The organism is Algoriphagus sp. SE2 (assembly GCF_039563885.1).
In the GTDB taxonomy this organism is placed as follows: Bacteria; Bacteroidota; Bacteroidia; order Cytophagales; family Cyclobacteriaceae; genus Algoriphagus.
In genome coordinates this window covers 110,252-136,455 of record NZ_JBCLWJ010000007.1, presented here as the reverse complement: position 1 = coordinate 136,455, position 26,204 = coordinate 110,252, and the positions used below count along the sequence as shown (strand labels likewise).

Genomic DNA, 26,204 nt, shown 5'->3' with positions numbered 1-26,204 from the left:
AACCAATACGACATGTTTTCAAGAGTTTTTTTCGTTGTAGTGCTTTGTTTTATAAGTATACAAAGCTTTGGTCAAGACCCTAATTTTTACATTTTTCTGAGTTTTGGTCAGTCTAACATGGAAGGGAATGCCCGGTTTGAACCTCAAGATACCATACCCAATGAGCGTTTTCAATTGCTTCAGGCAGTGGATTGTCCGGATTTAGCAAGGGAAAAAGGGAAATGGTATCCTGCAGTACCTCCTTTAAGTAGGTGTAATACTGGAATTACTCCAGGAGATTACTTTGGGAAAACTTTGGTGGAAAATTTACCGGATAGCATACGGATCGGGATTATCAACGTCTCTGTTGGAGGTTGTAAAATCGAGTTGTTTGATAAAGACAATTATGAAACCTACACTGCTACAGCCCCGGAATGGATGAAAGGAATGATCGCTCAATACGATGGAAATCCTTACCAAAGACTGGTAGAATTAGGGAATTTGGCCCAAGCAAGTGGGGTTATTAAAGGGGTTTTGCTGCATCAGGGTGAATCCAATACCGGAGATCAAACCTGGCCAACCAAAGTGGCTGGTGTCTATGCGAATTTATTGGCGGATTTAGGATTGGAACCGAATTCGGTTCCACTATTGGCAGGTGAATTGGTCAGTGCAGAAGAAGGCGGAAAATGTGCCAGCATGAATCCGATCATTGCCACCTTGTCGAATGTCATTCCAAATGCCTATGTGATTTCATCTCAAGGATGTGAAGCCATAAAAGATGGTTTGCATTTTTCGGCAGCTGGATATCGTCTGCTTGGTTCACGATATGGAGAAAAGATGATTGAGATCTTAGAAAAATAAAAGCTTAATTGTGTATTAAAATTTTAAAACCCATATACCTATACCTTTATGAAGCGATTTTTCAAATTACTTTTTGTGTTTTGCCTTTTTGCAAGCACAACAATTGGCCAAGAATTAGAAAAAGAAGCTCCTGCTGGCTTTGATCAAATTCAAGCCGCCATTCCCCATGGGAAGATTGATTCTATTCAATATAATTCTAAGACCGTTGGATCTACCAGAAAGTCTTTGGTTTATACACCCCCAGGCTATTCCAAAAAAGTCAAGTATCCGGTACTTTATCTCTTACATGGAATTGGAGGAGATGAAAAAGAATGGTTGAAAGGAGGGCATCCCGAGGTGATTTTGGATAATCTGTATGCTGAAGGTAAACTAGAACCCATGATTGTAGTCATGCCAAATGGTCGCGCGATGAAGGATGACCGGGCTACAGGAAATATCATGGCTCCTGAAAAAGTGGAGGCATTTGCAACCTTTGAAAAGGATCTCTTGAATGATTTGATTCCTTTTATAGAAAAGAAATACCCTGTTTTAACTGACCGGGAAAACCGGGCAATTGCAGGTTTATCTATGGGAGGTGGGCAGTCCTTGAATTTTGGACTGGGGAACTTGGATAAGTTTGCTTGGGTTGGAGGATTTTCTTCCGCTCCTAACACCAAAGCTCCTGAAGTTTTGGTTCCGGATCCAGCAAAAGCAAAAGAGCTTTTGAAGGTGCTTTGGATTTCCTGTGGGGATGAAGATGGATTGCTTAGTTTCAGTAAGCGAACTCACGACTATTTGATAAAAGAGGAGGTTCCCCATATTTATTATTTAGAGTCGGGAGGCCATGATTTTAAAGTTTGGAAGAATGGCTTGTATATGTTTTCTCAGCTTCTCTTTAAACCTGTGGATCAATCAAAGTTCAATAAATATAGTCCTCTTGGAACTCCTGCCGCAACTAATATCAGAAACTCCAAATACCCACAGATTTATCCGGATCATAGAGCCAAGTTCAGAATCAAAGCCCCTGATTCAGAAAAAATCCAACTGGACTTGGGGAGAAAGTATGATATGGTCAAAGGCGAGGATGGTGTTTGGGAAGTCATGACTGATTCTTTGAGTGAAGGATTCCATTATTACTCAATGATCATTGATGGGGTAGCTGTGGTAGATCCATCCAGTGAAGCATTTTATGGAATGGGTCGATATGCCAGTGGCATTGAAGTCCCTTTTAAAGGAGATGGATACTATCAATTAAAAAATGTGCCACATGGGGAAGTTAGAAGAGTTAGATATTTTTCTACGGCTCTAAGATCCTGGAGACAGTTTTTTATATACACGCCTCCGGGTTATGACGCCAATACTGCTGAAACCTATCCAACCCTGTATATCTATCATGGCGGAGGAGAAGATGAAGCAGGCTGGGCTAGACAAGGTAAAACTGATTTGATTCTGGATAATCTGATTGCAGAAGGTAAGGCTAAAAAGATGTTGGTGGTGATGGCAGATGGAAACATGCCAGCCAGTGCTTTTATCGATAATGGCCTGAAGCAATTTGAAAGAGAGCTTAAAGAAAGCTTGATTCCTTATGTTGAGAAAAATTACAGAGTGAAGTCAAATGCTTCAGATCGTGCTTTGGCTGGACTTTCCATGGGAGGAATACAAACCTTGTATGCAGGCGTAAACAATACCGATTTGTTTTCTTACTTGGGAGTTTTTAGTTCAGGTTGGATTGCATCTAGACAGACAGAAATTGCGGATGCACAATATGCCTATATGAAAGAAAATGCTTCTAAAATCAATCAAAATCTAAAGTCATTTTGGATAGCCATGGGAGGAAAGCAGGATATTGCCTATGAAAATTGCCAGATTATGATGAAGAAGTTTGACGAAATAGGGGTGGATTATACCTATTCGGAGTACCCTGGAGGCCATACTTGGCCAGTTTGGAGGAATAATCTATATAATTTTGCTCAGGAGATTTTTTAATTATTTTTCCAATCGTTCTTCAACTTTAAGTGTTGTAAGTCCAGTATAAAATCGATTTAGAGATTCAGAGTAAAGGATATAAACAAAAAAATTATTCATTGATAAAAATAAAAAAAGCCATCCGAATAATCGAATGGCTTTGTGGGCCTTCCTGGGCTCTGCCGATTGCTATCGGTACAGGGACCACCTGTCCCGAAAGCTTTCGGGAGAGTCAGGTACTTTTATACTGATCCAATAGTTTTTGTTGAAGTTCAGGATATAGCTTTAAGTTTTTGATATAGGTAGATGATTTCATTCGCTTAACATGCAATTCGATATTTCTAGCCTGGGAGAATGATTTGCATTTTATTGAATGGAAAAGAGTCCAATCATTGGCTTTTTGGGTGAAATTCGATCCAGCATATTTTTTATGTAAATGATTTTCCAATCGTTCTTCAACTTTAAGTGTTGTAAGTCCAGTATAAAATCGATTTAGAGATTCAGAGAAAAGGATATAAACAAAAAAATTATTCATTGATAAAAATAAAAAAAGCCATCCGAATAATCGAATGGCTTTGTGGGCCCACCTGGGCTCTGCCGATTGCTATCGGTGCAGGGACCACCTGTCCCGAAAGCTTTCGGGAGAGTCAGGTATTTTTATACTGATCCAATAGTTTTTGTTGAAGTTCAGGATATAGCTTTAAGTTTTTGATATAGGAAGATGATTTCATTCGCTTAACATGCAATTCGATATTTCTAGCCTGGGAGAATGATTTACATTTTATTGAATGGAAAAGAGTCCAATCATTGGCTTTTTGGGTGAAATTCGATCCAGCATATTTTTTATGTAAATGATTTTCCAATCGTTCTTCAACTTTAAGTGTTGTAAGTCCAGTATAAAATCGATTTAGAGATTCAGAGAAAAGGATATAAACAAAAAAATTATTCATTGATAAAAATAAAAAAAGCCATCCGAATAATCGAATGGCTTTGTGGGCCCACCTGGGCTCGAACCAGGGACCACCTGATTATGAGTCAGGTGCTCTAACCAACTGAGCTATAGGCCCAAAATGTATTACCATTGCTTTTTGACTTCTATGAAGCCTTAAACCTTGGTTTTGGGAGTGCAATGTTACATATTTGAAGTAATATAAACAACCCTATTTGTGCATGAAAAATAGTCCTGATGCTGATTTTTTAATTTTTGATCTTGGAAATGTAATTGTTGATATCGACTACAGAAAATCTTTGGATTTAATTAAAAAGGAACTTCCTGAAAATCATCAAGATAAGACTGAACAATTTTATTTAACCGATTTTCATAAAAAATATGAGAAAGGGGAAATAAATTCTATCACATTTAGAAATGAAGTGAGAGATTTTTTTCAACAAGACTGGAATGATGAGAAAATTGATGAATTATGGAATTCACTTTTGAAAAACATTCCCTCTGAAAGAATAGATCTAATTGCCAAATTGAAAGATAAATACACTCTGGGTATATTGAGCAATACGAATGAGATTCATATAGATGCGGTTTATAAAATGTTAAACAAAGATTTTGAGCTAAAAAATTTCGATCCACTTTTTCATCACGTTTTTCTAAGTCACGAAATGGGATTATCTAAACCCTCTCAGGAAATTTATTTAACTATGCTCGATCAATTAGGGGCAAAGCCTGAACGGGTAGTATTCTTTGATGATTTGGAAGCAAATGTTAAAGGAGCAGCTTCAGTTGGAATTCAAGCTGTTCATGTGACAGGACCTCATGTTATTTTTGATTATTTGAAGCATGTATAGCAAAAAAGAATATTTAGTTCACGGTCTTTTATTTGTTCTTACTCTCATTACTGCAACTTTGGCAGGAGGGGAGTGGGTTTTGGGTAAATCAGTTTTAGCATCTGACGATCAATTCCTCTCTTTGGATGATTTTTGGAAGGCCACTGCATTTTCAATTCCTTTTATTGGAATATTATTAATTCATGAATTGGGACATTTTTTCACTTCCATGTATCATAAAGTAAAATGTACCTTACCTTTTTTCATTCCAGTTTGGCTTGGCTTTATTGGAATTCCCTCTATCGGGACTTTTGGAGCCGTAATAAGAATGAAAGGATTGGTTAATAGTCGAAAAAAATTCTTTGACATTGGAATTGCCGGTCCCCTTGCCGGCTTTGTCGTTGCCCTAGGTTTATTAATTTATGGTTTCTCTAATTTGCCTCCTGCGGACTATATCTATCAAGTTCACCCGGAATATGCAGATCCTAATTTTGAAGGCTATGGTGAGGAAGTATTGGACTTTGATTTAGGGAATAATTTTCTTTTCTGGTCTCTGGGCGAAGTCTTTGCAGACCCGGAGCGAATGCCATCTATGTCAGAAGTAATACATTATCCTTTTCTTTTTGCAGGTTATTTAGCTTTGTTTTTTACTGCATTAAATCTCTTGCCCATAGGCCAGTTGGATGGCGGGCATGTCATATTTGGGCTTTTCCCAAAACATCATCAAACAGTTTCTCTGATTGCTTTTACTGGATTCGTTGGATACGCAGGTTTAGGGTTTATCAATCCTTACCTCCCTTTTGACGATTTGCTCTTAAGAATACCATTGTACGTTGGCTATTTATATTTATGCTACAGTAGGTCAGCTTTATCGACACAGAATAAATTGACATTAGTTTTAAGTTTGGCTGCCACCCAGTATGCAATCGCCTTTTTTAAACCAGAATGGGAAGGCTATCAAGGTTGGTTGTTTTTTGCTTTCTTATTGGGAAGAGTGATGGGGCTTAGACATCCGGAAGTCTCTGGATACAAAGAATTAAGCCCCATGAGAAAAGTTTTAGGTTGGATAGCAATTTTGATATTCTTAATTAGTTTTTCTCCTAGACCATTTTTATTTACATAAAAAAAACTCCCAATTGGGAGTTTATAATTCATTATAGGCCATTATTCCACCTAAAACATTTCGGACTTTTGCGAACCCTTTAGATTCTAAAAACTTTTTTGCATTGCCGCTCCTTGCTCCAGATCTGCAATGAACAACAATTTCCTCATTCTTATATTTTTCGATTTCATCCAATCTATTTTGTAAATCTCCCAAAGGAATATTTATCGCTCCCAGATTTTCGTCTTCATATTCCCATTCTTCTCGAACATCTATGAATACAAATTTTTCATTTTTGTCAAGTCTCGCTTTGAGCTCTTTTACATTAATATCTTCCATGATTTTATCTGACTAATATTCTTATTGATTCTAAACCAGCTTCCGAAATTATATTGATGAGATAAATGCCGGGCCGCTGTCCCGTAAAATTAATAATTTCCCCTTCTTGACTAGTCTCTCTTTGTAGAAAAATCTCTCTTCCAAAAGAGTCAAAAATTCGAACTCCGCTAAAACTACCTTCTATATTAAGGAACTTTTCAACGGGGTTTGGATAAAATTTTAATCTTGCACCTGGAGTAATACTTTCTTCGAAAGGTTGAGTTAAAGAGACATGTGGACGAATCATCATCGATCCTTTCACCTCTTCATTTTGTGCCCAAGCTCCTGCCACATTGTAGAATAATTTATCCCCTTGATCATTTGATTTATCTAAACCTACATGTATAAAATCATTTGTGAATTGGGCATAGCCGATATAGAATTCACCATTGACTTTAATATTGGTATCTAGGGGATAATATAAAAACTCCTCTCCAGCCTCTTTAACAGGAATCAATTCTTCGCTTCTATAAAGCGGACCTTCTTCCAAATCTTTCCAAACAATAATATCTATCGCTTGATTAGCCTGATTTGGATTTGTGAAATTAATTGAGATGCCTTCGATATAAACTTCTTCGGGGGTATCGTATTTGGCAGCAAGCATCCCAGATTTTTGGTTAATTCCTGCTGCGTAGTCTGCAGACCCATGATCATAAGCAAAATAATCCTGTAAGGGAAAATAGGATTTGACTGTATCATTTATTCTGTAATCAACACTTGAAAAAAAGGTGGTGTCATTACCATTAAATTCAAAATATCTAGTATCGCCTGTAGTCAATGAAGTCGAAAATTCTAAAGTTGATTCTCCAGTTGGTAGAGGGACTTCGTCAAACTCATTACTACTGAAACTCCTTCTTTCCTTCGAATTAGGAACTGGATTAAATGGCGTATTTTGATTAATTAAAAAAGTTGAATTAGTTAAGGTATCCCTAACCGAAATAGAATATTCCATAGCTCGAAACCTGTTTTCTAGATTATAAAATTGGTTTTGTACGCTACTCCAAAGTTCTTCCTGATTATTTTCAAATAGTTCAAATGGGTAAGCTCCAAAATCTCCCAGACTTACCAGGTTGACCTGAGTTAGGCTTCTATCTCTATAATCTAAATCACTTTCTGATCTATTATAATTCAAATAAATATAATCCAGTATCCAGCTATCGAATGGCCCCGCCTGTCGTCCATCTGCAATAAATCGGAACTGGAAAGAATCATGTTGAAATTCAGGAGTCACCTGCACGATACTTTGAGTAAACTTGGATCTATCTTCTTCAATGCCACCAATTCGAGACCAAACGGTAATCCAATTGTTATCCTCGCTTAAAAACTGTAGGGAAAACTGATCATTACTATCCGGATATTCAGCTTTGCCACCTGCTTGCCAGAAAAAGCTCAAGAATAAAGAGTTTGAAGATTGATCTGAAAGGTCAAAACTTTTAGAGATTAATATATCCGTAACCCCAATGTCTCTTTGAGATAAAGAATAGGGCTTTCCATTTGAATCTACCCCATTAAATAATACTTGGCCTATGGATGGTGGATCAATTCCAATCGTCTCAGTATAAGAAACTCCTTCCAAGTCCCATTTAAGAGTATCAATTCCTAAAGAAAAATCATCCCAAAATGGAACTACATTTCCATTTTGGACCCGCAGTTCCTTTTTATTGAAGACTGAATATTCAGGTGTTTTTACACGATGAATTGGTGAAAACTCTACAATTTGAGCATAAGAATCCGAGACTAATCCAATAGTAAGTATAAAAAGCAGTGCTCTGATTATGTGAAGGCTATTGCCCATTCAATTAAAAATTTTCTTTAGAAATCCATATTTCTATCAGCTCTCCCGTCTTTACTTGCGTGCCGGCTCCAGGGATTTGCTTGAATATTTTTCCTGGAGGAACTGTGTCATTTTCAATAAAGTTTTTATTTCCGACTCTGAGTCCTGAACCTAAAATCAAAAATTCCGCATCTATTTCATCCATTCCTGATAGGCTGGGAACTTCAAGGATTTGATTACCCATTCCATCTCCCACAACTAAATCAATTTTAGCACCTTTCGGAATCTCAAAGCCTTCCGGCACATCTACACCTCTATATTTTTGCTCTAAAACTACGTTGATTCCTATATCTGGAACGTATACAATATCTCCTCTTTCTAAGCCCATATTGGAAAGAATCTCCTGAACATTTTTTAAAGGAGTATTTACCAAATTCGGCATTCTAAGCATTGGAGCATTCCTGGCATTCAAGGTCAGATAAATTTTTCTTCCAGTCTTAACTTGAGAGTTTGCTTCGGGAAATTGCTTTAGTACCGCAAGTGGTTTTAATTCGGTACTAAAACCAGAATCTACAGAAACCTCATATTCTAAACTAGCATTTTCCAGGATACTTTTTCCTTCCTCATAAGTGAAGCCAGTGAGATCAGGTACCGAAACTGTTTCTCCATGGTTTGTATACATTGGTAAATAGAGTTTTAAGAATAAAAAACCCAATAAAACCGAGAGGGCAATTACAAGGAAGAGATTGATTAATACTTTCTTTAAAGAATAATTGAATGAGCTCATTTTAGATTGTTACGATAGCTAAAGATACATGGGAATTTCAAACCCTACAACGCTGAGATTCCCTTAAACCAGCTAATTCCTCGACAAAAAATAAGCCGAAGAATGAACTTCGGCTTAAAAACAAGTTAATTAATTATTAAACGTCTGGTTTCTTGGACTGTATTGCTTGTGATTTTAATAATGAAGACTCCTTTTGAGAATAATTCTGTACTAAATGAATATGTTTGGTTTAAAGTGCCCGGATAGTTTAAATCCTGAACAACCATTCCTGCGCTCGATATAATTTGAATATTAACATCTTCAAACTGTGCTAAATTAAATGCAATGTTAAATACATCCCTAGCAGGGTTAGGATAAAGAATAGACATTCCTTCTGCTGGAATTACTGGATTCGGATTCGCACTTAGGAATAGCTCAATATTATCTAAATATATGGGGCTATCTGTTTCCGTTCCACCGGAAACTACAAAAGCAAGCCTGATTTCACTAGCACCAGATCCTGCAAAATCGGTTAGGTTTACATACTTTCGAGCAAAATCATTAATACTATTTGGGTTAGCTTCACCAACTGAGACGGTGGAAAGTTCAGATCCCGATATTTCCAAAACTACAAAATAGTTTTCTCCACCATCCGAACTGGCCAAAACACTCAGGGTCGTTTCGGTACCAACAGAACCTGCTGCCAGATCAAAAAATATACTAGCTTGACTTCTACTGCTTAAATCGAAAATAGAAGTTCCCAGCCAGTAGCTATTTCCATCTGCAAGATTTTGGACTCTTGCAACGTTATTTGGTCCTTCCCCAGACGTTACCGGGATAATCTCCCAAGCTGTAAAATCAGACTCGGTATTAATAGTTTGGTTTGTAGGGGTGATGCTGCCTGAGTTATTAAAGTTCTGCCTCCAAGGTGATGGAATAGAATTCGTATCTTCTATAACATACCTAGTGAAGGAATTTCCATTTATTCCATTTTGGTCAAAATTAGGTCTGCTAACAATCATTTCTAATTCGTTTTTACCAAGCCTGGTTGTTTTTGAACCGGAAAGCGTAAAACTTTCACCAGGTTGAACTTCTGCACCAGTTGCCAAGAACGTTTGAAAACCTGAACTATTCGTAGATCTTGAGAATAAGAATTTAGAAACAGGAAGGTTTCCGGTGTTTGTCAATAAGAATACTTCATTGTCATGCGTTCCATTTCCGATAGGGGTAGGAGTAACTAATTCGTTGATAGTCAAATCATATCTAAATTCTTCATTAGGTAAAATTCTGATATTTCGGATATAAATATTATTTCCATATCCATTTTGATTGATAAACGCGAAACGTATTGTTCCAAGGTCCTTAAATGCATTTAAGTTGACAATTTCAGTTCTAAACTGAGATGAAGTACTAGGAATAAACTCATCTAAGGTTGCATTACTGGTTTCAAGGCTTTGTCCGAATTTTTTGTATGTAGCATCTGCTAGGTCAAAGCTGTTTCCGCAATCCTGAGATACGGCTACGATCAATTGATCTTCAAATCCTGGTTGACCATAATTAGCATAAGCTAACTCAAACACGATCTGGGCATTTGGGTATTCAGCAAGATTAATAATTGGTGAAATGAAAAAATCTAACTCACCAGGAGCTTGATATTCATAATTAGAAACAGAAATCAAAGGTTGACTAACACCTGAAATAGAAAGAGTTTTTGTTTCCCAAGTGAATTGTTCATCTGGGTTTTCAACGGTAAAGACTCCAGGGAAATTGTTTTGGTCAAAGATAAATGGTAAGGAGATTTCATCCTGAAGTATTGGGTTTGAACTTTTAGAGTTATTCCCACTATTCATATCAGGCTGGTCATTAGCTTCAGTGATTTTGAATTCAACTGTAGTTCCCGAACTGATTAGATCGAAATCTCTAAAAGTTAAAGTAGCTTTTTCTCCAGTTTCAATATCAAAAGTAAATCTTTTGTTTTCTATCAGGTTTCCGTTGATAATCATCTCTACTCTTCCAGAAGTCAATCTGTTGTTTCCAGCATTTAAAACTTCAATAACTGGACTGATCGTTGGAGAACAAGCAAATTCAGAGGGTGTGATTATTTTAGAAATAGCTAAATCGAGATCAAGTAATTCTGGTTCTCTTGTTGCGCGGTTATTTACAAGAGTTACTCTCCTTGGACTATTTTCTAAAACAACATTGAATCTATCAACTTGACCTTTTGTGAAGATATTCATACAGGCGTCAGGAGTATAATCCATGTAGTTTTGAATCATGTCATTTGAACCGCAGCTTTGACGCGTTATATTAGGGCTGCAGCTATTGTTTGAAGCATCTTGTAAGGGAGTATCTTCTACAAAATCATCAACACCACAGCCTCCATCACCCCAAATGTGTCTCAACCCAAAATAGTGACCTACTTCATGTGTCGCAGTTCTTCCCAATGAAGCTGAAATTGCACTTCCTCCAATCCCAAAAAAACGATAGTCTATGGTTACACCATCAGTAATACTTGAAGTAGGAGGGGAATTAAGGCCAGGTAAATCAGATATTGGGAAAGAAGCATATCCAATATAAGGGCTGATTAATGGGACAACGTATAAATTCAAATATTCATTGGGATCCCATTGAGTAAGCTGACCTATTAACGTAGCGTCTGTTTCTGGATTGTAATTGTTTTTTGGACCTTGAATCCGTACTATTCCCTTCGTGGGTAAACCGTCTGGGTCTTGCTTAGCAAGCACAAACTCTATATTAGAATCTGCTGCAACAGGTAAAAATTCTTCCGGAGTATTAACAGCATCCGCATTAAGTCTTCGGAAATCTTCATTAAGAATTCTGATTTGTTCAATTATCTGGCTTTCTGGAACATTTGGCCCTACACCTTCTGCCTGACCGTTATGAATAATATGAACAACTATTGGAATTAGACGAACCTCTTGATTTGTTTTTGCTAATACCTGAGGTTTTGATCTACGGGTCTCTATTTTTTGGTCAATCCAATTTTCAAAGTATTGCTTAGAACCAAAATACCCAAGTTCCTTTTCTTGCTTTGCTTCTAAAATGGTATGTGCGCACTTGCCGTCATGCGTGTGATTATTACTTGATCCTAATTGGCCAGTAATATCAATAACTTTGAATTGTTGACTAAATAATGGCGAAAAAGCGAAAATCCCTACAATTAGGAAAATAGTGGCTTTTAGATAAAACCGTAAACCTTTTTTCATTCAGTGTTTTTATATTAGGCTACAGTGAGATTTATCGCCTCTACTTTGGTTATTTCAGGAATTGCTCTTTTGATTGCATCCTCAACACCAGCTTTTAAAGTCATCGAAGACATTGGACATGATCCGCATGAGCCCATCATTTCTATCCTCAACACCATATCATCTGTAAGCTCAACTATTCTTACATTGCCTCCATCTGCTTCTAGGTAGGGGCGAATAGTGTCCAACGCGAATTCTATTTTACTTCTTAATTCTGATTCCATTTTATTAGGCTTTTATTTCTACTACCTCTGTTTTTGAATCAGAGGCATTTCGAATGGCTATTTGTCTGGCAACTGTTTCCGCAAGTTTCATATAAGAATCTTTAGTCAATCCATTTTTCATTACCGCTGGATATCCAGTATCTCCGCTCTCTCTTATACTTTGAACAATAGGAATTTCGCCAAGAAGCGGTACTTCATATTTTTCCGCCAATTTCTTGCCACCTTCCTTACCAAACAAATAATATTTATTGTTTGGCAATTCTTCCGGTGTAAAATAAGCCATATTTTCAACAACACCTAGAACGGGAACATTAATTTGAGGCTGTTTAAACATGGATAAACCTTTGCTAGCATCTGCTAGTGCCACTTTTTGTGGTGTTGTTACAATAACAGCACCTGTAACTGGAATAGTTTGTACCATAGTCAAATGAATATCTGATGTTCCAGGAGGAAGATCTATCAATAAATAGTCCAATTCTCCCCAATCCACATCAGAAATAAATTGCCTTAATGCCGAACTTGCCATTGGACCTCTCCAAACTACAGCGCTGTCTGTTGGTGTAAGAAATCCAATTGACATAAGTTTTACTCCATATTGAACAATTGGAATGATAATGTTTTTTTCTCCACTCTTTTTAACAGAGGGTTGTTCGCCTTCCACATTAAACATGGTTGGTATGGATGGTCCGGAAATATCTGCATCTATCAACCCTACTTTTGCTCCTAAATCTGCCAAAGCAACCGCAAGATTTACTGCAGTCGTAGATTTACCTACACCACCTTTACCAGAAGCGATGGCAATAATGTTTTTCACATGTGGTAGAACCGGAGTCGCATCTCTTACAGTGGTTACTTGGGAAGTCATAAAAATATCCCATTCCACTTCCTTCCCAAAGTCTTCTTCTAAAGCTTCGAGACAATTGTTTTTAATGACCTCTTTGAGGGGACAAGCTGGAGTGGTTAAAACCACATTGAAACTAACTCTATTTCCATCAATTTTTATTTTTTGGATCATTCCCAAAGTGACCAGGTCCTTTTTTAAATCAGGATCTTGTACTCGGGAAAGTGTTTTTCGGATCGCTTCCTCAGATAAGTGCATCGGATGATTTTTGAATTTTTTTGCAATTTAGGGCATCTCTACCGCTTAGAAAAGTCGAAAGAGATACTAAGTGTTCGGATAACTTAGGTATTTGGTAAATAGTTCGGTCAATACCATACCTTTTCATAAATTGAAGGATACCTTTGTTTGTTATTTTCAACCCATGGGAATCAGTAAACTTACCACAGAAAAAGTAAAAGAAAGAGTCGATATCGTTGAGGTAGTAGGGGATTACGTGCCTTTAAAAAAGAAAGGCCAAAATATGTGGGCCTGCTGTCCTTTTCATAATGAAAAAAGTCCTTCTTTTTCAATTTCTCCTGCAAAGCAAATTTATAAATGCTTTGGTTGTGGGAAAGCAGGAGATCCAATCCAATTTGTAATGGATATTGAGGGGATTGGTTTTATGGAAGCTATCAGGCAATTAGCTGGTAAATATGGTATTGAGATTGAAGAAGACCAGGATAGGACACCAGAGCAGGATCAAGCACAAAACGAAAGAGAAAGTCTTTACATCGCACTTGGGTTTGCCAGAGATTTTTTCGTTAAAAATCTTCATACAGAAGAGGGCAAGTCTATAGGTTTAAGTTATTTTAAAGAGAGGGGGTTCACTCCTGCAATTATAGAAAAGTTTGATTTAGGTTATGCTTTAGACGGCTGGGACCATTTACTGAAGGCAGCTAAATCTGCAGGTTTTCAAGAAGAAATTTTATTAAAAGCAGGACTGATCCTTCAAAAAGAAGGTGATACTAGCCGGGTATATGATAGGTTTAGAGGGAGAGTCACTTTTACGATTCACAATATCGGAGGAAAACCAATTGGTTTTGGAGCAAGAATTCTTACAAAAGACAAGAATCAACCAAAATATATTAACTCTCCAGAAACGGCTGTTTACCATAAAAGTGATGTCCTGTATGGATTGTTTCAAGCCAAAAAAGCCATTCGTGAAAAGGATAATTGTTATTTGGTGGAGGGATATACCGATGTAGTTTCTTTGCATCTTTCAGGAATAGAGAATGTGGTTGCTTCTTCAGGAACTTCGTTGACGGAGGGTCAGATTAAATTAATCAAACGGTTTACAGATCAGGTCACTGTGTTATATGATGGGGATCCTTCAGGTATTAAGGCATCTTTGAGGGGAATTGATTTGCTTTTAGAAGGCGGGTTGAATGTAAAAGCCGTTGTTTTTCCAGATGGAGAAGATCCTGATAGTTTTTCAAGAAAAGTAGGAACTCAGGCTTTTCAAGACTATTTAAATAAAAATGCCAAAGATTTTATAGGATTCAAGATTGGTCTTTTTAAAGAGGAGTTTGAGAAGAATCCAATTCGGAAAGCCGAAGTGATTCGAGAGGTTATTCAGTCGATAGGAAAGATACCAGACCCGATTATTCGCTCGGTTTATGCAAAAGAAGCGGGCACTTTATTGGAAGTAGAAGAAGGTATTATCCATACTGAGCTGAATAAATCATTAATCAAAACACAAAAAGATCAATATAACAAGCAGCAAGAGTATTTTGAAAAAGAAACAGGCTTTGAAGAATTTCTTCCCACCGAGGAGAAGATTTCCTTTTCTGATATTTTAAAGGTTCAGGAAAGAGAAATGATCAGGCTTCTTGTAAACTATGGTGGGGAAATGCTGGATCAAGAAGATTTACAACTTTCTGATTATTTACTTGCAGAAACTGAAGACCTTAAATTTGAAACCCCTGTTTATGAAAAAATATTGCTGACTTATCGGCAAATTTTGAGAAGGGGAGAAGTTCCAACAGTTGAATTTTTTATTAGACAAAAAGATGAGGAAATGAGGCAGGAAATTATCGATTTAATTACTCCAAGACATGAGGTTTCCACTCACTGGCATGAGAAATTCCAGATTTTCATCAATACTGAAACTGATAATCTATCATTAACAGGTTTCAAGAGTATTCTGAGGCTAAAACGAAGAGTTGTCCAAAAAATGATGGAAGAGGCTAAGCAAAAAATAAAATCTGCCGAAAGTGAAAATGAAGTGGATTCCAAAATTGAGGAATTACAAATGATTTACTTTGAATTAAAAAAAGTGCAGTTAGAAATTGATAAAGAGCTAGGTATTGTAATCGGATAAACCAAACTTTCTTTGGTCTCAATCTGTTTTGTAAGGAAACCGTGTAAATTTGCAGTTCCAAAATGAATTCAACCCCAAATCCTGTGGAAAATTATCAGTTAGATCCCATTGAAGATGCTATAAAAGCAATTAAAAATGGAGAAGTGATTATCGTAGTAGATGATGAAGACAGAGAAAATGAAGGAGACTTTATTTGTGCTGCTGAATTGATCACTCCAGAAATAGTAAATTTTATGGCAACTCACGGGAGAGGATTGATTTGTGCTCCCTTAATAGAGGATCGTTGTGAAGCCTTAGGTTTGGATATGATGGTAGGGCAAAATACAGCAGTTTATGAAACGCCGTTTACTGTTTCTGTAGATTTGATTGGGCATGGTTGTACTACAGGGATATCTGCCTCAGACAGAGCCAAGACCATCAAAGCGCTGGTTGATGATACTATTAATCCGAATGAATTAGGAAAGCCGGGACATATTTTCCCACTAAAGGCAAAACGTGGAGGCGTCTTAAGAAGGGCCGGTCATACAGAAGCAGCTATTGATTTTGCAAGACTAGCGGGATTATCTCCTGCAGGAGTTTTGGTAGAAATAATGAATGAGGATGGTACGATGGCAAGGTTAAACGATCTTGTTAAAGTTGCGAAGAAATTCAATCTGAAACTTGTTTCAATCAAGGACTTAATTGCGTATCGATTAAAGAATGAATCATTAATAAAAAGAGAAATTGGTGTTGAAATGCCTACTGAATTTGGTGATTTCGAGCTAATAGCTTTCAAACAGACCAATACAGATGAAATCCATATGGCTCTGATCAAGGGGACTTGGTCGCCAGAGGAGCCAATATTGGTCAGAGTTCATTCCTCCTGTGTCACCGGAGATATATTTGGCTCATGCAGATGCGACTGTGGCCCACAATTACATGCAGCTATGGCTATGGTAGAAAAAGAAGGAAAAGGCGTTGTATTGTATATGAATCAAGAGGGAAGAGGAATTGGCTTATTGAATAAATTGAAAGCCTATAAACTTCAAGAGCAAGGTATGGATACAATCCAGGCTAATTTGGCTTTGGGCTTACCAATGGATAGTAGAGATTATGGAGTAGGGGCTCAGATTTTGCGAGATTTAGGAATTAGTAAAATCAAATTAATTTCAAACAATCCTCAAAAGCGAGTGGGTTTAATTGGTTATGGCCTCGAGATAGTTGAGCAAGTTCCTATTGAAATCAAGCCTAATCCTCATAACGAGCGATACCTACAAACGAAAAGAGATAAAATGGGGCACAATATTTTAAAGTAAAATGTTGTTAAATTAATTATTGAAAAAAGAGTAAGTCTAACTTGAGATAAAGATTTACGTTACATAAGACATGACAATAACCATGAAAAAAGCATTCTTCACTTTAAGCTTGATTTTCTTGGGCCTTGTTTCAGTCTGGGCGCAGGAACAATTCCCATCTCAGATTTGGCATAAAGGAAATATTTATGGAAGTGATGGGCAGAATTTTTCTGGATTGATAAAATATGATCTCGAAAATAATTTGGTTCAACTTAAAAGTGAAAGTATCATAACATTTACAGCTTCGAATGTTTCCAATTTTGAGATCTACGATGAAATCTTCGGAGGTGTTAGAACTTTCTACAGTCTACCATTTAGTTTAAATGGAGATTATGAGACACCTATATTTTTTGAAGTTTTGACACAAGGAAATGATATTGCTCTACTTTGTAGGGAATATATAGCTACAGATTCAAGAAGCATGGGTTCCTACGGTGCTATGGGAATGAATCCATTTTGGGGGCCTCAAACCATGATAGGTTATCGTTTAGCCTTCAATTATTACTTTTTCAAAGATGGTAAAATCCAAAAATACAGTCTCAAGAAAAAAGACTTATTTGATTATTTAACCGGTCATGATCAGGAAATAGATTTGTTTATGAGAAAAAACAGATTGGAACATGACAAACGTGGAGATCTTTTAAGAATCACTGCTTATTATAACGAATTGAATAAAAACTAATGTCCAAACCACTTATTCTCGTTTCAAATGACGACGGGATAACCTCAAAAGGAATCAGAATTCTAGTTTCCGCAATGAAAAAATTAGGAGAAGTAGTGGTCGTGGCACCTGACAGTCCTCAGTCTGGAATGGGGCATGCTATTACAATTGGAGAAACTCTGAGATTATCCGAAGAGGATATTTTTGAAGATGTACAAGCTTTCAAATCTAGTGGAACTCCAGCAGATTGTGTCAAATTAGCAAAACACCACGTTTTAAAAGATAGAACACCTGACTTGGTGGTCAGCGGAATAAATCATGGATCTAATACTTCCATTTCAGTACTTTATTCAGGAACTATGTCTGCTGCCATCGAAGGAGCTCTTGAAGGATTGCCTTCAATAGGCTTTTCATTATGCGATTACTCTTCCAATGCAGATTTCGCTCATGTGGAGGAGTGGGTTGAGAAAATAGCAAAACAAGTATTGGAAAAAGGGATTTCGAAAGGAGTTGCATTAAATGTAAACTTTCCACCAAAAAGAAACGAATCCATAAAGGGTATTAAAATTTGTCGACAAGCTGAAGCAAAATGGCAGGAAGAGTTTGATGAACGAATGGACCCAAACGGTAGAAAATACTTTTGGATGGCAGGTAATTTTGTGAATTTTGATAAGGGGGAAGATAATGATGAATGGGCTATAGCAAATAATTATATTTCTATTGTTCCTTGTCAATACGATTTAACAGCTCATCATGCAATCAGTCAAATAAATAAAGATTGGGACTGGGATAATTTGTAACTGAAAAATAAATTTTAATTTTTTTCATTTTTATCGATTACCCATTACTTTTTATGTAGCCTAAAAACTATTTAAATTACTGATTCCGGTTTTTTCTTGTTTAATATAATTTGTCGTTTTTTGGAATTGAAAATTTTTAGTGTGAAAAAAAATATACACATACTTCTTTTATTTCTTTCTTTCTTATGGTCACATGAGTCAAAATCTCAAGCTATAGAAAATGTTGATAGTCTTAAATCTATTCTTACAGATATTGAAGGTTATGATAGAATTAAGGTTTTAAATTTATTGGCTTCCAACCTAAGAGAATCTGAGCAAGAATTGGCCTTAAGCTATGCTTTACAAGCTGAATTGTTGGCCCATTCACTGCATGATAATTCCGGCGAAAGTTTAGCAAAGGAAAATATTGGTTGGATTTATTACAGGAGAGGAAAATGGTTAAAATCTTTCGAATATACTTCTGAAGCTTTTGAGCTGGCTGTTCAAGAAAAGAATAATAATGTTGCAGCCAGACTTTTGAATAGTATGGGGGCCCTATATTATGAACAGAATAATTTTGCTTTGGCTATTGACCATTTCAAAAAAGCGTATGCTTATAGCAAAGAAGAAGGAGATCTTTATACTCAAATTAGGAGTTTGAATAATGTGGCATTCAGCTTCAGCCAAATGCATGAATATGATTCAGCACTTTATTATGCCAATTTTTCTATCGAGCTGAATAAGACTTCTGGTTCTCCCTATTTAACTGCATTTGCCAAAAGAGTAATAGGGGATGTTTATTTTTATCGTGGTCAATATGAAGCTGCATCTGACATTTTTAAATCCTCATTAGAGGATTCTAGGGTACAAAAAGTAAAAAGTACCGAAGCTAGCGTGATCCATAGACTAGGAGCTACCTACCTTAAACTTGGGAAGCTGGATGAGGCAGAAAAGATCCTAAAAGAAGGAATTAAAATATCTGAAGAGAATAAATTTCTGGATGAGCTCGCAAAAAATCATAAGTATTTATCTCAAGTCTATGAGGCGAAAGGAGATATAAAAAATGCCTTTGATCAACAAAAAACGTATCTGATTCTCAACGATTCTCTGGTAGATAAAGAGAATAAGGATAGGATAGCGCTTCTTCAAGGAATGTTTCAGGAAAATCTAGATAAGTCTGAATTAGATTTGCTAAAGGCACAAAATGAAACCCAGGCTCAAAGAATTAAATTAAATAGACTAAACAATTGGATAATAGGAATAGCTATTGTTTTGATTTTTGGATTGATGCTTTGGCTCAATATTTTGAACAGGAACATCAATAAATACAATATTTACCTATTAGAACAAAAAGCTAAAATTAAAGATCAGAATAAGGATCTTGAGGCTAAATCCTTGCAGCTCGCAAAAATAAATGAGACGAAAAATAAACTTTTCTCAATCTTAGGGCATGATTTAAAAGGGCCAGTTGGACAAGTAAAATCTGTAATGGATTTATTAATTAAAGGAATGCTTTCCAGAGATGAGTTTGACCAATTGGTGAAAGTTCTTAATAAAGATATTGATACTGTTTATTTTACTTTGAATAATACCTTGAAGTGGTCCATAGCTCAAATGGAAGGATTTAAGATCAAAAAGAATGTTTTTAATCTCACCAAAGTTGTTGAGTCCACTATAACACTTATCGATTCTCAGTTGATAGATAAGAATATTTCTGTCATAAATTCCATGCCAGATACAGTAAATGTCTATGCTGATTCAGATTTGATGGAGGTTGTTATCAGAAATATTTTAAATAATTCGGTCAAATTTTCGAAGAGAAATGAAAACATTGAGATATCTGTATCAAGTCAAAATCATTTTGTGAAATGGTGTGTTTTGGACCATGGAGTAGGTATGAACCAAGATCAAATTAATGAGATATTGGCAATAGATTATACCATAACAAATTCACAACAAGGTACGGAAATGGAAAAAGGTTCAGGCCTTGGTCTTCAGCTTTGTAAAGAATTTATAAGAATGAATGGGGGAGACATTTTCATTGAAAGTACGTTAGGTAAAGGAACTAAAATATGCGTCACTATTCCTGAAAAAGATTTATCTCACGAGCTGAATTCCATCAGGGATAAGGAATTCTTCAAGCCTTAGTTCACTTTTTAAAATCCCCAAACTGACCATTTCTTTTATAGCTTTTTCTAGTTGTGAAGTAGAGATTTCCGAATTCGCAGCCCATTGAGTTTGAGCCATCCATTGTTCTACATCTTCTTTTTTTAACTTGTATAGAGTAGAGATTTCAGTAGATGTTGAATGGGAGGACTGAAGTTTGTTTGATTCCTGATAAACCAAATCACGTAATTCCAAAATTAAGTCTTTGAAACTATCAAGCGCTTTGAGTGAAGCCAACATGACGAAACAAGGCCATGGACTCGGCACCTCGCCGATTCGCTTTAAATCTCCTGAATCAACCCAAGGTTTAGTAGTGAATTTCTCCCAAAGAAAAAGTTGAGGCTTATCGGCTGACATTTCTTCTAAAGCTCCGGGAAGGTTACCGACTATTTTAAAATTCAAATTGTTTTGGTTCCAATTTTCTCTTTTTGCAAGAACGTATGACATTAGTTGTGAACCGGACCCCATTCTACTGATCAGAAATGAAGGGTTTTCAATTTCAGAAAGGCTATTTATTAAGCTTTGTCCATGAATATGGACTCCCCAAACCAAAGGGGATAGTACATGAAAACCGATCATTTTGGAAGGTGAACCGTTTTCAAAATCCTGAAGAAAACTTTCTGTTAATATCAAGGCCATGTCTGTTTCATCATTTCGAATGGCCTTATTCATTTGCCCAGAACCTCTCGATTCCTCTATCCATTCCAATTTTACACCTCTTGAAGAAAAGGGTTGTTTAGCTATAATATTTTTCCAAGGAAGATTAAAATGCTCTGGGACTCCTGTAATTCGAAGTGTTTTCATATTACAATAATGATCAAAAGAATGTAAAATGGCATTAACTTTCTAAAAGTGATAAATAAATCTTAATCGTGTGTTACACTCTTATCTTTTATCATAAGGTTGCTTAACCCTGCCAATATTAATAACAGTCCTGCTAAAAGCATGGTATTAATTACATCTTCACCAAAGATCAATTTATAAAGAAAATTCACTCCCCCTAAGGCTGCTACAATTTGGGGAATCACTATAAACATGTTGAATATCCCCATAAAAACTCCCATTTTCTTTGGGTTCACCGAACTCGATAGCATTGCATAAGGCATTGACAAAATACTTGCCCAGGCAATTCCAACCAGCGTAAAGCTTAAATGAAGCATCCAAGGTTCATTTATATAATAGATGGAGATAAATCCACATCCGCCGGCAACCAAACTAGATAAATGTAGAAGCTTTCTGTTGATCTTGTATTTACTGGTGAAATAGGCCAGGATTAGCGCATAAATCATCGAGACAAGCCCATAGGTACCCAAATAATTACCAACATTATCAGCAGCATTATTATAAGCGGCACTACTTGTATCTGTCACTCCAAAAACATGTTCTGTTATCGCGGGAGTTGCAAAACTCCACATAGTAAAGAAAGCAAACCATGAAAAAAATTGGACTACCCCCAACTGCTTCATCACTTTGGGCATCCCCGAGATATTGGAAAATATTTCTTTTGACCCTTGAAGAAATCCTTTGTTTTTCTCTGATTTGAATTTTTCTAAATCCTCAGGGGGGTATTCATCTGTGGTCAGGATTGTATATAATATTGAGCTGAATAATACCAATGCTCCAATAGCGAATGCATATTTTACAGAGTCAGGAATTACTCCTGGTGCTGCAGTATTAGGAACCCCGATTTTGGTCATAAACCAAGGTAGATTGGATGCTATCCATGTTCCAATACCAATAATTAATGTCTGGACAACAAAACCATAAGAACGTTGAGAATAAGGAAGTTTATCTGCGACTAAAGCTCGAAAGGGCTCCATACTAATGTTTATGGAAGCATCTAAAACCCAAAGTGCACCGGCAGCCATCCATAGGCCAGAGGAGTAGGGGGCAAAGAATAATGCAATCGTACTTAAAACTGCCCCAACAAAGAAGAAAGGTTTTCTCCTACCGAATCTTGGTGACCAGGTATGGTCACTTAAATAGCCAACAATTGGTTGCACTAATAGACCTGTGAGTGGAGCAGCAATCCATAAAAACGGAATTGTATCTTTATCCGCACCAAGTGTCTGAAAGATTCTTGACATAAACCCTCCTTGAAGTGCAAAACCAAATTGGATTCCTAAAAATCCAAAGCTCATATTCCAGATTTGCCAGAAACTCAATTCTTTTTTTATTAGAGTCATTTGGAAGATTTAGTGAATGTGTAGATAGATTGATTTTTACTTTAAATCACTGATAACAATTTGATTATTCGTGTATTCTATTTCTAGGTAGGGTAATGACTCTATCTCAAAAAATGGATGTTCCGATTCTGGTAATGGATCGAATTCTGTGAGTTTATTCAAGAAAGAATAAGTTTCATATTTCAACTTTTTGATAGCACCATTCAATTTTACCTTTTGGTTATCGAAGCCATGAAAGTAAATTTTGATTTTTGAATATTCACTTGGGTAATTCCCTTCAGCTTTACCGAAAATGAATTCATGTTCCTTGGCATTAAATCTCAAATTTCTCTCATGAAATTCGCCCTTTTTAAAATCCCAGGATATTCCATCATCTTCATAATGATTAAATTCTCCATCAGCTCCAGCATATAAGTGAACTCTTAGGATGCCATCGTGTTTTTGACTGGTATTGGTACAACCAGCAGATTGCATGGAAAAAATACTTCCTGCTTTAACATACACCGGTAAATAATTCAATGGGCAGTCTTGGAAAATAATTTCGCTCCCATTATAAAAATTATCTGAATACAAATAATACCAATCTCCTTGTGGTAAATAAATCTTTGTAATTACCTTTTGGCTCTCTACTGGAGCAATCAGGAAACTATCGCAAAAGATGTATTCATTTTGAAATGCAGATTGATAAATTACCGGATCATTTGAGTAGTCAATTGCAAGACTTGCTGACAAGGGTAACCCGCTTATTGATGACTCTTTAAACTTGCTATAAATAGTTGGAAGGAGTTGATATCTTAAATTTATGTAGTTTCTTGATATCTCTTCGACTTCCTCTCCAAATGACCATGGCTCGGAATCTTTACTGTTGATCATGGAATGAGCTCTATAAAAAGGAGCAAATGCACCAATACTCATCCACCTTGCAAAAAGAGCCTTGCTAGCTTCTCCGGCAAATCCTCCAACATCATAACCTGCAAAAGATACCCCAGTCAAACCTAAACTATTTACCAATCGGATACCTGCAAGCATATGTTCGTCACTCGCTTGATTGTCTCCGGTCCAAGCTGCTGCGAAGCGCTGTATACCAGAGAATCCGGATCTTGTTAATACAAAAGGTCTTTCATTAGGTTTTTGCAACATTGACCCTTCTTGAGTTGCTCTGGCCATTTGCATCCCATAAATATTTCTTGATTTTCTGTGAGAGGATGGGTTTCCATCCATATCAAACTCTATCAAATTAGGAGTGAATTGCCCCCAAGAAGCAGGCTCATTCATATCTGTCCAAAATCCGTCAACTCCAGCTTCAGTATAAAATTCCATTTTTTCGGCCCACCATTTTCTGGTTTCCGGTTTTGTGAAATCAGGGAATCCACACCATCCAGGCCATACTTGTGCTGTATAGTTCTGGCCATCTGGATATTTTACAAACAATCCATTTTGCTGGCTTTCATCATAAGGAATATAACCTTCCTCTTTTTTGATTCCAGGATCTAAAATTACTACTATACGAAAACCCAATTGTTTGAGCTTTGATATCATACTTTTTGGATCGGGAAAATTCTCTCCATCAAAGGTGAAAACCTTGTATTTCTCCATATGGTGGATATCCAGATAAATTACATCCGCGGGGATCTTTTTATCTCGAAATGTATTTGCCAAAGTTTCAACTTCCTTGTCCGGATAATAAGAATAGCGGCATTGTTGATAGCCTAAGGCCCATTTTGGAGGCATTTCCATTCTCCCTGTCAAGGTGGTGTAGGTAGAAATTATTTCGGATACTGAAGGTTCATGAATAAAATAATAATCCATGTCTCCATCCTCTGCACTGAAATAAATAAATCTATCAGTAGATGCTCCAAAATTAAAAGTTGACTTATGTGTATTGTCAAAATAAATCCCGTAGGCTCCTTTCTCATGAATTCCTATGTAAAATGGGAAACTCATATATAAAGGATCATCTTCTACACCATAAGCAAAATAATCGGTGTTCCAATTGACAAACGCTTTTCCAAACCGATTCAGATTACCGGTTTTTTCCCCTAAACCAATGAACTTCTCGTTTTTTTGAACTTGTTTATAGCAGGTTACTTCTGAACCAATCCATGAAGTTCCAAACGTATCATCTGCATTGATTAAATTATCATTGAGGTCGAAAAAAGAGAAATTAAAGTTTTTAAGATTAAGTTTTAGCTTAATCTTTGAAGTAGTCAGCTCAATGATCCCAGATTTTTCCTCTAAACAATAATCCGTTTTTTCCGGAAGGGAAATAATAGAATAAAGATTGGGGTCAAAATTGTCAAAAGGGCTTGCTTGAATCCGGATCACTCCCGACTTAAAAACAGTTACTTGAAAATTCCCGGATTCAGTTTTTCCTAAAAATCCTGATGAAGTATCTTCCCAAAAGGTCACTGAACCCATTGGTTTGAATCGAGCGGAATTGTTTGCGTTTTTTTGGGTTGATGTCATGTGTTTGCCTCCGTAAATTGTCAGGAGGTTTGCTAAAATAGGAACGAATTTGATTAGTTGAAATCGTATGCATGCAATGGAATATGACTTTTTACCATCTTTTTGAATTGTTTGGGGCTTATTTGAAAAATCAAGCCTATTCAAACGTTTGCAAACAAAAGTGAAAAAAGATCGATTTTTTTTCTTATTTCATTCGTTGAGACGATTTTCTGGGGATTAACTCAGTTTTTAAAATGATGGGGGAGTCAATTTGATCAGGCTCAATTTTCTTTTCGATCATATCTAAAAGTAACTCAGTTGCTTTTTTTCCAATATTGAATCCCGGCTGGTAAACTGAAGTCAGAGTGGGTTCCAACATGGAGCAAATCTGCCAATTACTAAACCCAACAATTCCGATATCTTCTGGGATTCTTAGACCAGCTTCTTTACAGGCCATCATAGCACCAACAGCTACAATATCATTATTAGCAAAAATTGCATTTGGTCTTTCTTTTGAGCTATTCAACAATTCCTGAGTGATTTCTTTACTTTCTTCTGGGGTCCCTAAATGACACTCAACAATAAAATTTTCATTTATAGAAATACCATTTGCTGTTAAAGCATCTCGATATCCTCTTTCCCGCTCGAGACAAATGCTTAGATTTTTTGGTCCTGCTAAATGGACAATTTGATCATATCCTTGTGCTATTAAATGAGCTGTGGCGTCATAAGCACCTTGATAATCGTCGACCATTACATTTATTGCTTGAGGAATATCAGGAACTCGATCAAAAAATACAATGGGATAATTTTGATCAAGTAGTTTTGAAAAATGATCAAAATTAGTTGTCTCCTTTGAAAAACTGATCATAAAGCCATCAATTTGATTAGATAGCATAGTATTTATACTTGACTTTTCTCTTTCAATCTTTTCATTGGTTTGGGTTAAAATAACATTATAACCTCTAGAATTGGCTACTTCCTCAATTCCACTGATTACTGTAGAGAAAAAGAAATGAACAACCTCTGGAATAATTACCCCTATAGTGAATGATTTACTTTTACGAAGGGAGAGCGCAATTGCATTAGGCCTATAATTCATTTTTTCAGCGACTTCCTTAACTTTTCTTTTAGTTTCGTCACTAATTCCCGGGTAGTCCTTCAATGCTCTTGATACAGTGGAAACAGAGATTTTCAGCTCTTTAGCAATGTCCTTAATCGTAGCTTGTCCTAATTTCATAAAATTATATTATTCTAATATTTTAATATAGATCAAAAAACATACATCCACAGAAAGCAATCTATTTAAATTTGGATAGAAAATTTAAAAACCCATGTTTTATATTTTTAGTTTTAAAAA

21 protein-coding genes and 1 tRNA gene are annotated in these 26,204 nt (G+C 36.4%); 9 read left to right on the top strand and 13 right to left on the bottom strand.

Translation table 11 applies throughout. From position 1 onward, the window contains the following. Positions 1-12 precede the first annotated feature (12 nt). Together AAGF08_RS10650 and AAGF08_RS10645 are read left to right on the top strand one after the other, a co-directional pair. The gene (locus tag AAGF08_RS10650; RefSeq protein ID WP_343511145.1) at positions 13-840 is read left to right on the top strand and encodes a sialate O-acetylesterase; all 828 of its coding nucleotides are present in this window, start codon (positions 13-15) and stop codon (positions 838-840) included. A 48-nt stretch (positions 841-888) separates the two neighbouring features. After that, positions 889-2,805 (top strand): alpha/beta hydrolase-fold protein, encoded by a 1,917-nt coding sequence (locus AAGF08_RS10645; protein WP_343511144.1) that lies wholly within the window; start codon positions 889-891, stop codon positions 2,803-2,805. Between the two features lie 211 nt (positions 2,806-3,016). On the opposite strand, the gene AAGF08_RS10640 is transcribed toward AAGF08_RS10645, so the two are convergent. From AAGF08_RS10640 to AAGF08_RS10630, 3 genes are all read right to left on the bottom strand, one after another. Beyond that, positions 3,017-3,319, bottom strand: a complete 303-nt coding sequence (locus AAGF08_RS10640) for a GIY-YIG nuclease family protein (RefSeq protein WP_343511143.1) — start codon at positions 3,317-3,319, stop codon at positions 3,017-3,019. A 112-nt stretch (positions 3,320-3,431) separates the two neighbouring features. Further along, positions 3,432-3,734, bottom strand: coding sequence for a GIY-YIG nuclease family protein (locus AAGF08_RS10635; protein WP_343511142.1), 303 nt, complete (start codon positions 3,732-3,734; stop codon positions 3,432-3,434). A 43-nt stretch (positions 3,735-3,777) separates the two neighbouring features. Then, positions 3,778-3,851 (bottom strand) — tRNA-Ile (locus AAGF08_RS10630). A gap of 103 nt (positions 3,852-3,954) precedes the next feature. Here AAGF08_RS10630 and AAGF08_RS10625 point away from each other — a divergent pair. Together AAGF08_RS10625 and AAGF08_RS10620 are read left to right on the top strand one after the other, a co-directional pair. Continuing rightward, positions 3,955-4,584 (top strand): HAD family phosphatase, encoded by a 630-nt coding sequence (locus tag AAGF08_RS10625; protein ID WP_343511141.1) that lies wholly within the window; start codon positions 3,955-3,957, stop codon positions 4,582-4,584. After that, a complete protein-coding gene (locus AAGF08_RS10620; protein ID WP_343511140.1) occupies positions 4,577-5,686 on the top strand; it encodes a site-2 protease family protein in 1,110 nt (369 codons plus the stop codon). The genes AAGF08_RS10625 and AAGF08_RS10620 overlap by 8 nt, the downstream gene beginning before the upstream one ends. 21 nt (positions 5,687-5,707) lie before the next feature. On the opposite strand, the gene AAGF08_RS10615 is transcribed toward AAGF08_RS10620, so the two are convergent. From AAGF08_RS10615 to AAGF08_RS10590, 6 genes are all read right to left on the bottom strand, one after another. Next, a complete protein-coding gene (locus AAGF08_RS10615) occupies positions 5,708-6,004 on the bottom strand; it encodes a rhodanese-like domain-containing protein (protein WP_343511139.1) in 297 nt (98 codons plus the stop codon). Positions 6,005-6,008: 4 nt separating this feature from the next. Beyond that, complete coding sequence (locus AAGF08_RS10610; RefSeq protein WP_343511138.1) at positions 6,009-7,838, bottom strand: T9SS type A sorting domain-containing protein; 1,830 nt, start codon at positions 7,836-7,838, stop codon at positions 6,009-6,011. A gap of 4 nt (positions 7,839-7,842) precedes the next feature. Continuing rightward, positions 7,843-8,604, bottom strand: coding sequence for a PASTA domain-containing protein (locus AAGF08_RS10605; RefSeq protein ID WP_343511137.1), 762 nt, complete (start codon positions 8,602-8,604; stop codon positions 7,843-7,845). A gap of 125 nt (positions 8,605-8,729) precedes the next feature. Beyond that, positions 8,730-11,810: a M43 family zinc metalloprotease gene (locus AAGF08_RS10600; RefSeq protein ID WP_343511136.1), complete on the bottom strand. Its 3,081-nt coding sequence runs from the start codon at positions 11,808-11,810 to the stop codon at positions 8,730-8,732. Between the two features lie 14 nt (positions 11,811-11,824). Continuing rightward, positions 11,825-12,073: a NifU family protein gene (locus tag AAGF08_RS10595; RefSeq protein ID WP_343511135.1), complete on the bottom strand. Its 249-nt coding sequence runs from the start codon at positions 12,071-12,073 to the stop codon at positions 11,825-11,827. Between the two features lie 4 nt (positions 12,074-12,077). Then, on the bottom strand, positions 12,078-13,172 hold the full coding sequence (locus AAGF08_RS10590) for an Mrp/NBP35 family ATP-binding protein (RefSeq protein ID WP_343511134.1): 1,095 nt from the start codon (positions 13,170-13,172) through the stop codon (positions 12,078-12,080). Between the two features lie 163 nt (positions 13,173-13,335). Here AAGF08_RS10590 and dnaG point away from each other — a divergent pair, with 163 nt between their 5' ends. The 5 genes from dnaG to AAGF08_RS10565 all read left to right on the top strand — a co-directional run bounded on the left by dnaG (position 13,336) and on the right by AAGF08_RS10565 (position 20,195). Next, on the top strand, positions 13,336-15,273 hold the full coding sequence (dnaG, locus tag AAGF08_RS10585) for a DNA primase (RefSeq protein WP_343511133.1): 1,938 nt from the start codon (positions 13,336-13,338) through the stop codon (positions 15,271-15,273). Between the two features lie 62 nt (positions 15,274-15,335). Next, entirely contained in the window at positions 15,336-16,568 is a 1,233-nt protein-coding gene (locus AAGF08_RS10580; protein ID WP_343511132.1) for a bifunctional 3,4-dihydroxy-2-butanone-4-phosphate synthase/GTP cyclohydrolase II, read from the top strand. Between the two features lie 82 nt (positions 16,569-16,650). Next, positions 16,651-17,289, top strand: a complete 639-nt coding sequence (locus AAGF08_RS10575; protein WP_343511131.1) for a hypothetical protein — start codon at positions 16,651-16,653, stop codon at positions 17,287-17,289. Continuing rightward, a complete protein-coding gene (surE, locus tag AAGF08_RS10570; protein WP_343511130.1) occupies positions 17,289-18,068 on the top strand; it encodes a 5'/3'-nucleotidase SurE in 780 nt (259 codons plus the stop codon). Before AAGF08_RS10575 ends, surE begins: the two co-directional genes overlap by 1 nt. A 141-nt stretch (positions 18,069-18,209) precedes the next feature. Further along, positions 18,210-20,195, top strand: coding sequence for a tetratricopeptide repeat-containing sensor histidine kinase (locus AAGF08_RS10565; protein WP_343511129.1), 1,986 nt, complete (start codon positions 18,210-18,212; stop codon positions 20,193-20,195). Here AAGF08_RS10565 and AAGF08_RS10560 read toward each other — a convergent pair. The 4 genes from AAGF08_RS10560 to AAGF08_RS10545 form a co-directional block, all read right to left on the bottom strand. Next, positions 20,145-21,017 carry an ABC transporter substrate-binding protein gene (locus AAGF08_RS10560; protein WP_343511128.1) on the bottom strand — a complete coding sequence of 291 codons (873 nt, stop codon included), beginning with the start codon at positions 21,015-21,017 and terminating at the stop codon, positions 20,145-20,147. The two genes, AAGF08_RS10565 and AAGF08_RS10560, sit on opposite strands and share 51 nt — an antisense overlap. A gap of 62 nt (positions 21,018-21,079) precedes the next feature. Continuing rightward, entirely contained in the window at positions 21,080-22,399 is a 1,320-nt protein-coding gene (locus AAGF08_RS10555) for an MFS transporter (RefSeq protein WP_343511127.1), read from the bottom strand. 36 nt (positions 22,400-22,435) lie between these two features. Beyond that, complete coding sequence (locus AAGF08_RS10550) at positions 22,436-24,865, bottom strand: TIM-barrel domain-containing protein (protein ID WP_343511126.1); 2,430 nt, start codon at positions 24,863-24,865, stop codon at positions 22,436-22,438. Positions 24,866-25,049: 184 nt separating this feature from the next. Next, positions 25,050-26,084, bottom strand: a complete 1,035-nt coding sequence (locus AAGF08_RS10545) for a LacI family DNA-binding transcriptional regulator (protein ID WP_343511125.1) — start codon at positions 26,082-26,084, stop codon at positions 25,050-25,052. Positions 26,085-26,204: the final 120 nt, after the last annotated feature.

Excerpts from the sequence above, each read along its gene's own strand:
- AAGF08_RS10650 (WP_343511145.1), top strand. The coding sequence starts at position 13 with ATGTTTTCAAGAGTTTTTTTCGTTGTAGTGCTTTGTTTTATAAGTATA.
- AAGF08_RS10645 (WP_343511144.1), top strand. The coding sequence starts at position 889 with ATGAAGCGATTTTTCAAATTACTTTTTGTGTTTTGCCTTTTTGCAAGC.
- AAGF08_RS10640 (WP_343511143.1), bottom strand. The coding sequence starts at position 3,319 with ATGAATAATTTTTTTGTTTATATCCTTTTCTCTGAATCTCTAAATCGA.
- AAGF08_RS10635 (WP_343511142.1), bottom strand. The coding sequence starts at position 3,734 with ATGAATAATTTTTTTGTTTATATCCTTTTCTCTGAATCTCTAAATCGA.
- AAGF08_RS10625 (WP_343511141.1), top strand. The coding sequence starts at position 3,955 with ATGAAAAATAGTCCTGATGCTGATTTTTTAATTTTTGATCTTGGAAAT.
- AAGF08_RS10620 (WP_343511140.1), top strand. The coding sequence starts at position 4,577 with ATGTATAGCAAAAAAGAATATTTAGTTCACGGTCTTTTATTTGTTCTT.
- AAGF08_RS10615 (WP_343511139.1), bottom strand. The coding sequence starts at position 6,004 with ATGGAAGATATTAATGTAAAAGAGCTCAAAGCGAGACTTGACAAAAAT.
- AAGF08_RS10610 (WP_343511138.1), bottom strand. The coding sequence starts at position 7,838 with ATGGGCAATAGCCTTCACATAATCAGAGCACTGCTTTTTATACTTACT.
- AAGF08_RS10605 (WP_343511137.1), bottom strand. The coding sequence starts at position 8,604 with ATGAGCTCATTCAATTATTCTTTAAAGAAAGTATTAATCAATCTCTTC.
- AAGF08_RS10600 (WP_343511136.1), bottom strand. The coding sequence starts at position 11,810 with ATGAAAAAAGGTTTACGGTTTTATCTAAAAGCCACTATTTTCCTAATT.
- AAGF08_RS10595 (WP_343511135.1), bottom strand. The coding sequence starts at position 12,073 with ATGGAATCAGAATTAAGAAGTAAAATAGAATTCGCGTTGGACACTATT.
- AAGF08_RS10590 (WP_343511134.1), bottom strand. The coding sequence starts at position 13,172 with ATGCACTTATCTGAGGAAGCGATCCGAAAAACACTTTCCCGAGTACAA.
- dnaG (WP_343511133.1), top strand. The coding sequence starts at position 13,336 with ATGGGAATCAGTAAACTTACCACAGAAAAAGTAAAAGAAAGAGTCGAT.
- AAGF08_RS10580 (WP_343511132.1), top strand. The coding sequence starts at position 15,336 with ATGAATTCAACCCCAAATCCTGTGGAAAATTATCAGTTAGATCCCATT.
- AAGF08_RS10575 (WP_343511131.1), top strand. The coding sequence starts at position 16,651 with ATGAAAAAAGCATTCTTCACTTTAAGCTTGATTTTCTTGGGCCTTGTT.
- surE (WP_343511130.1), top strand. The coding sequence starts at position 17,289 with ATGTCCAAACCACTTATTCTCGTTTCAAATGACGACGGGATAACCTCA.
- AAGF08_RS10560 (WP_343511128.1), bottom strand. The coding sequence starts at position 21,017 with ATGAAAACACTTCGAATTACAGGAGTCCCAGAGCATTTTAATCTTCCT.
- AAGF08_RS10555 (WP_343511127.1), bottom strand. The coding sequence starts at position 22,399 with ATGACTCTAATAAAAAAAGAATTGAGTTTCTGGCAAATCTGGAATATG.
- AAGF08_RS10550 (WP_343511126.1), bottom strand. The coding sequence starts at position 24,865 with ATGACATCAACCCAAAAAAACGCAAACAATTCCGCTCGATTCAAACCA.
- AAGF08_RS10545 (WP_343511125.1), bottom strand. The coding sequence starts at position 26,084 with ATGAAATTAGGACAAGCTACGATTAAGGACATTGCTAAAGAGCTGAAA.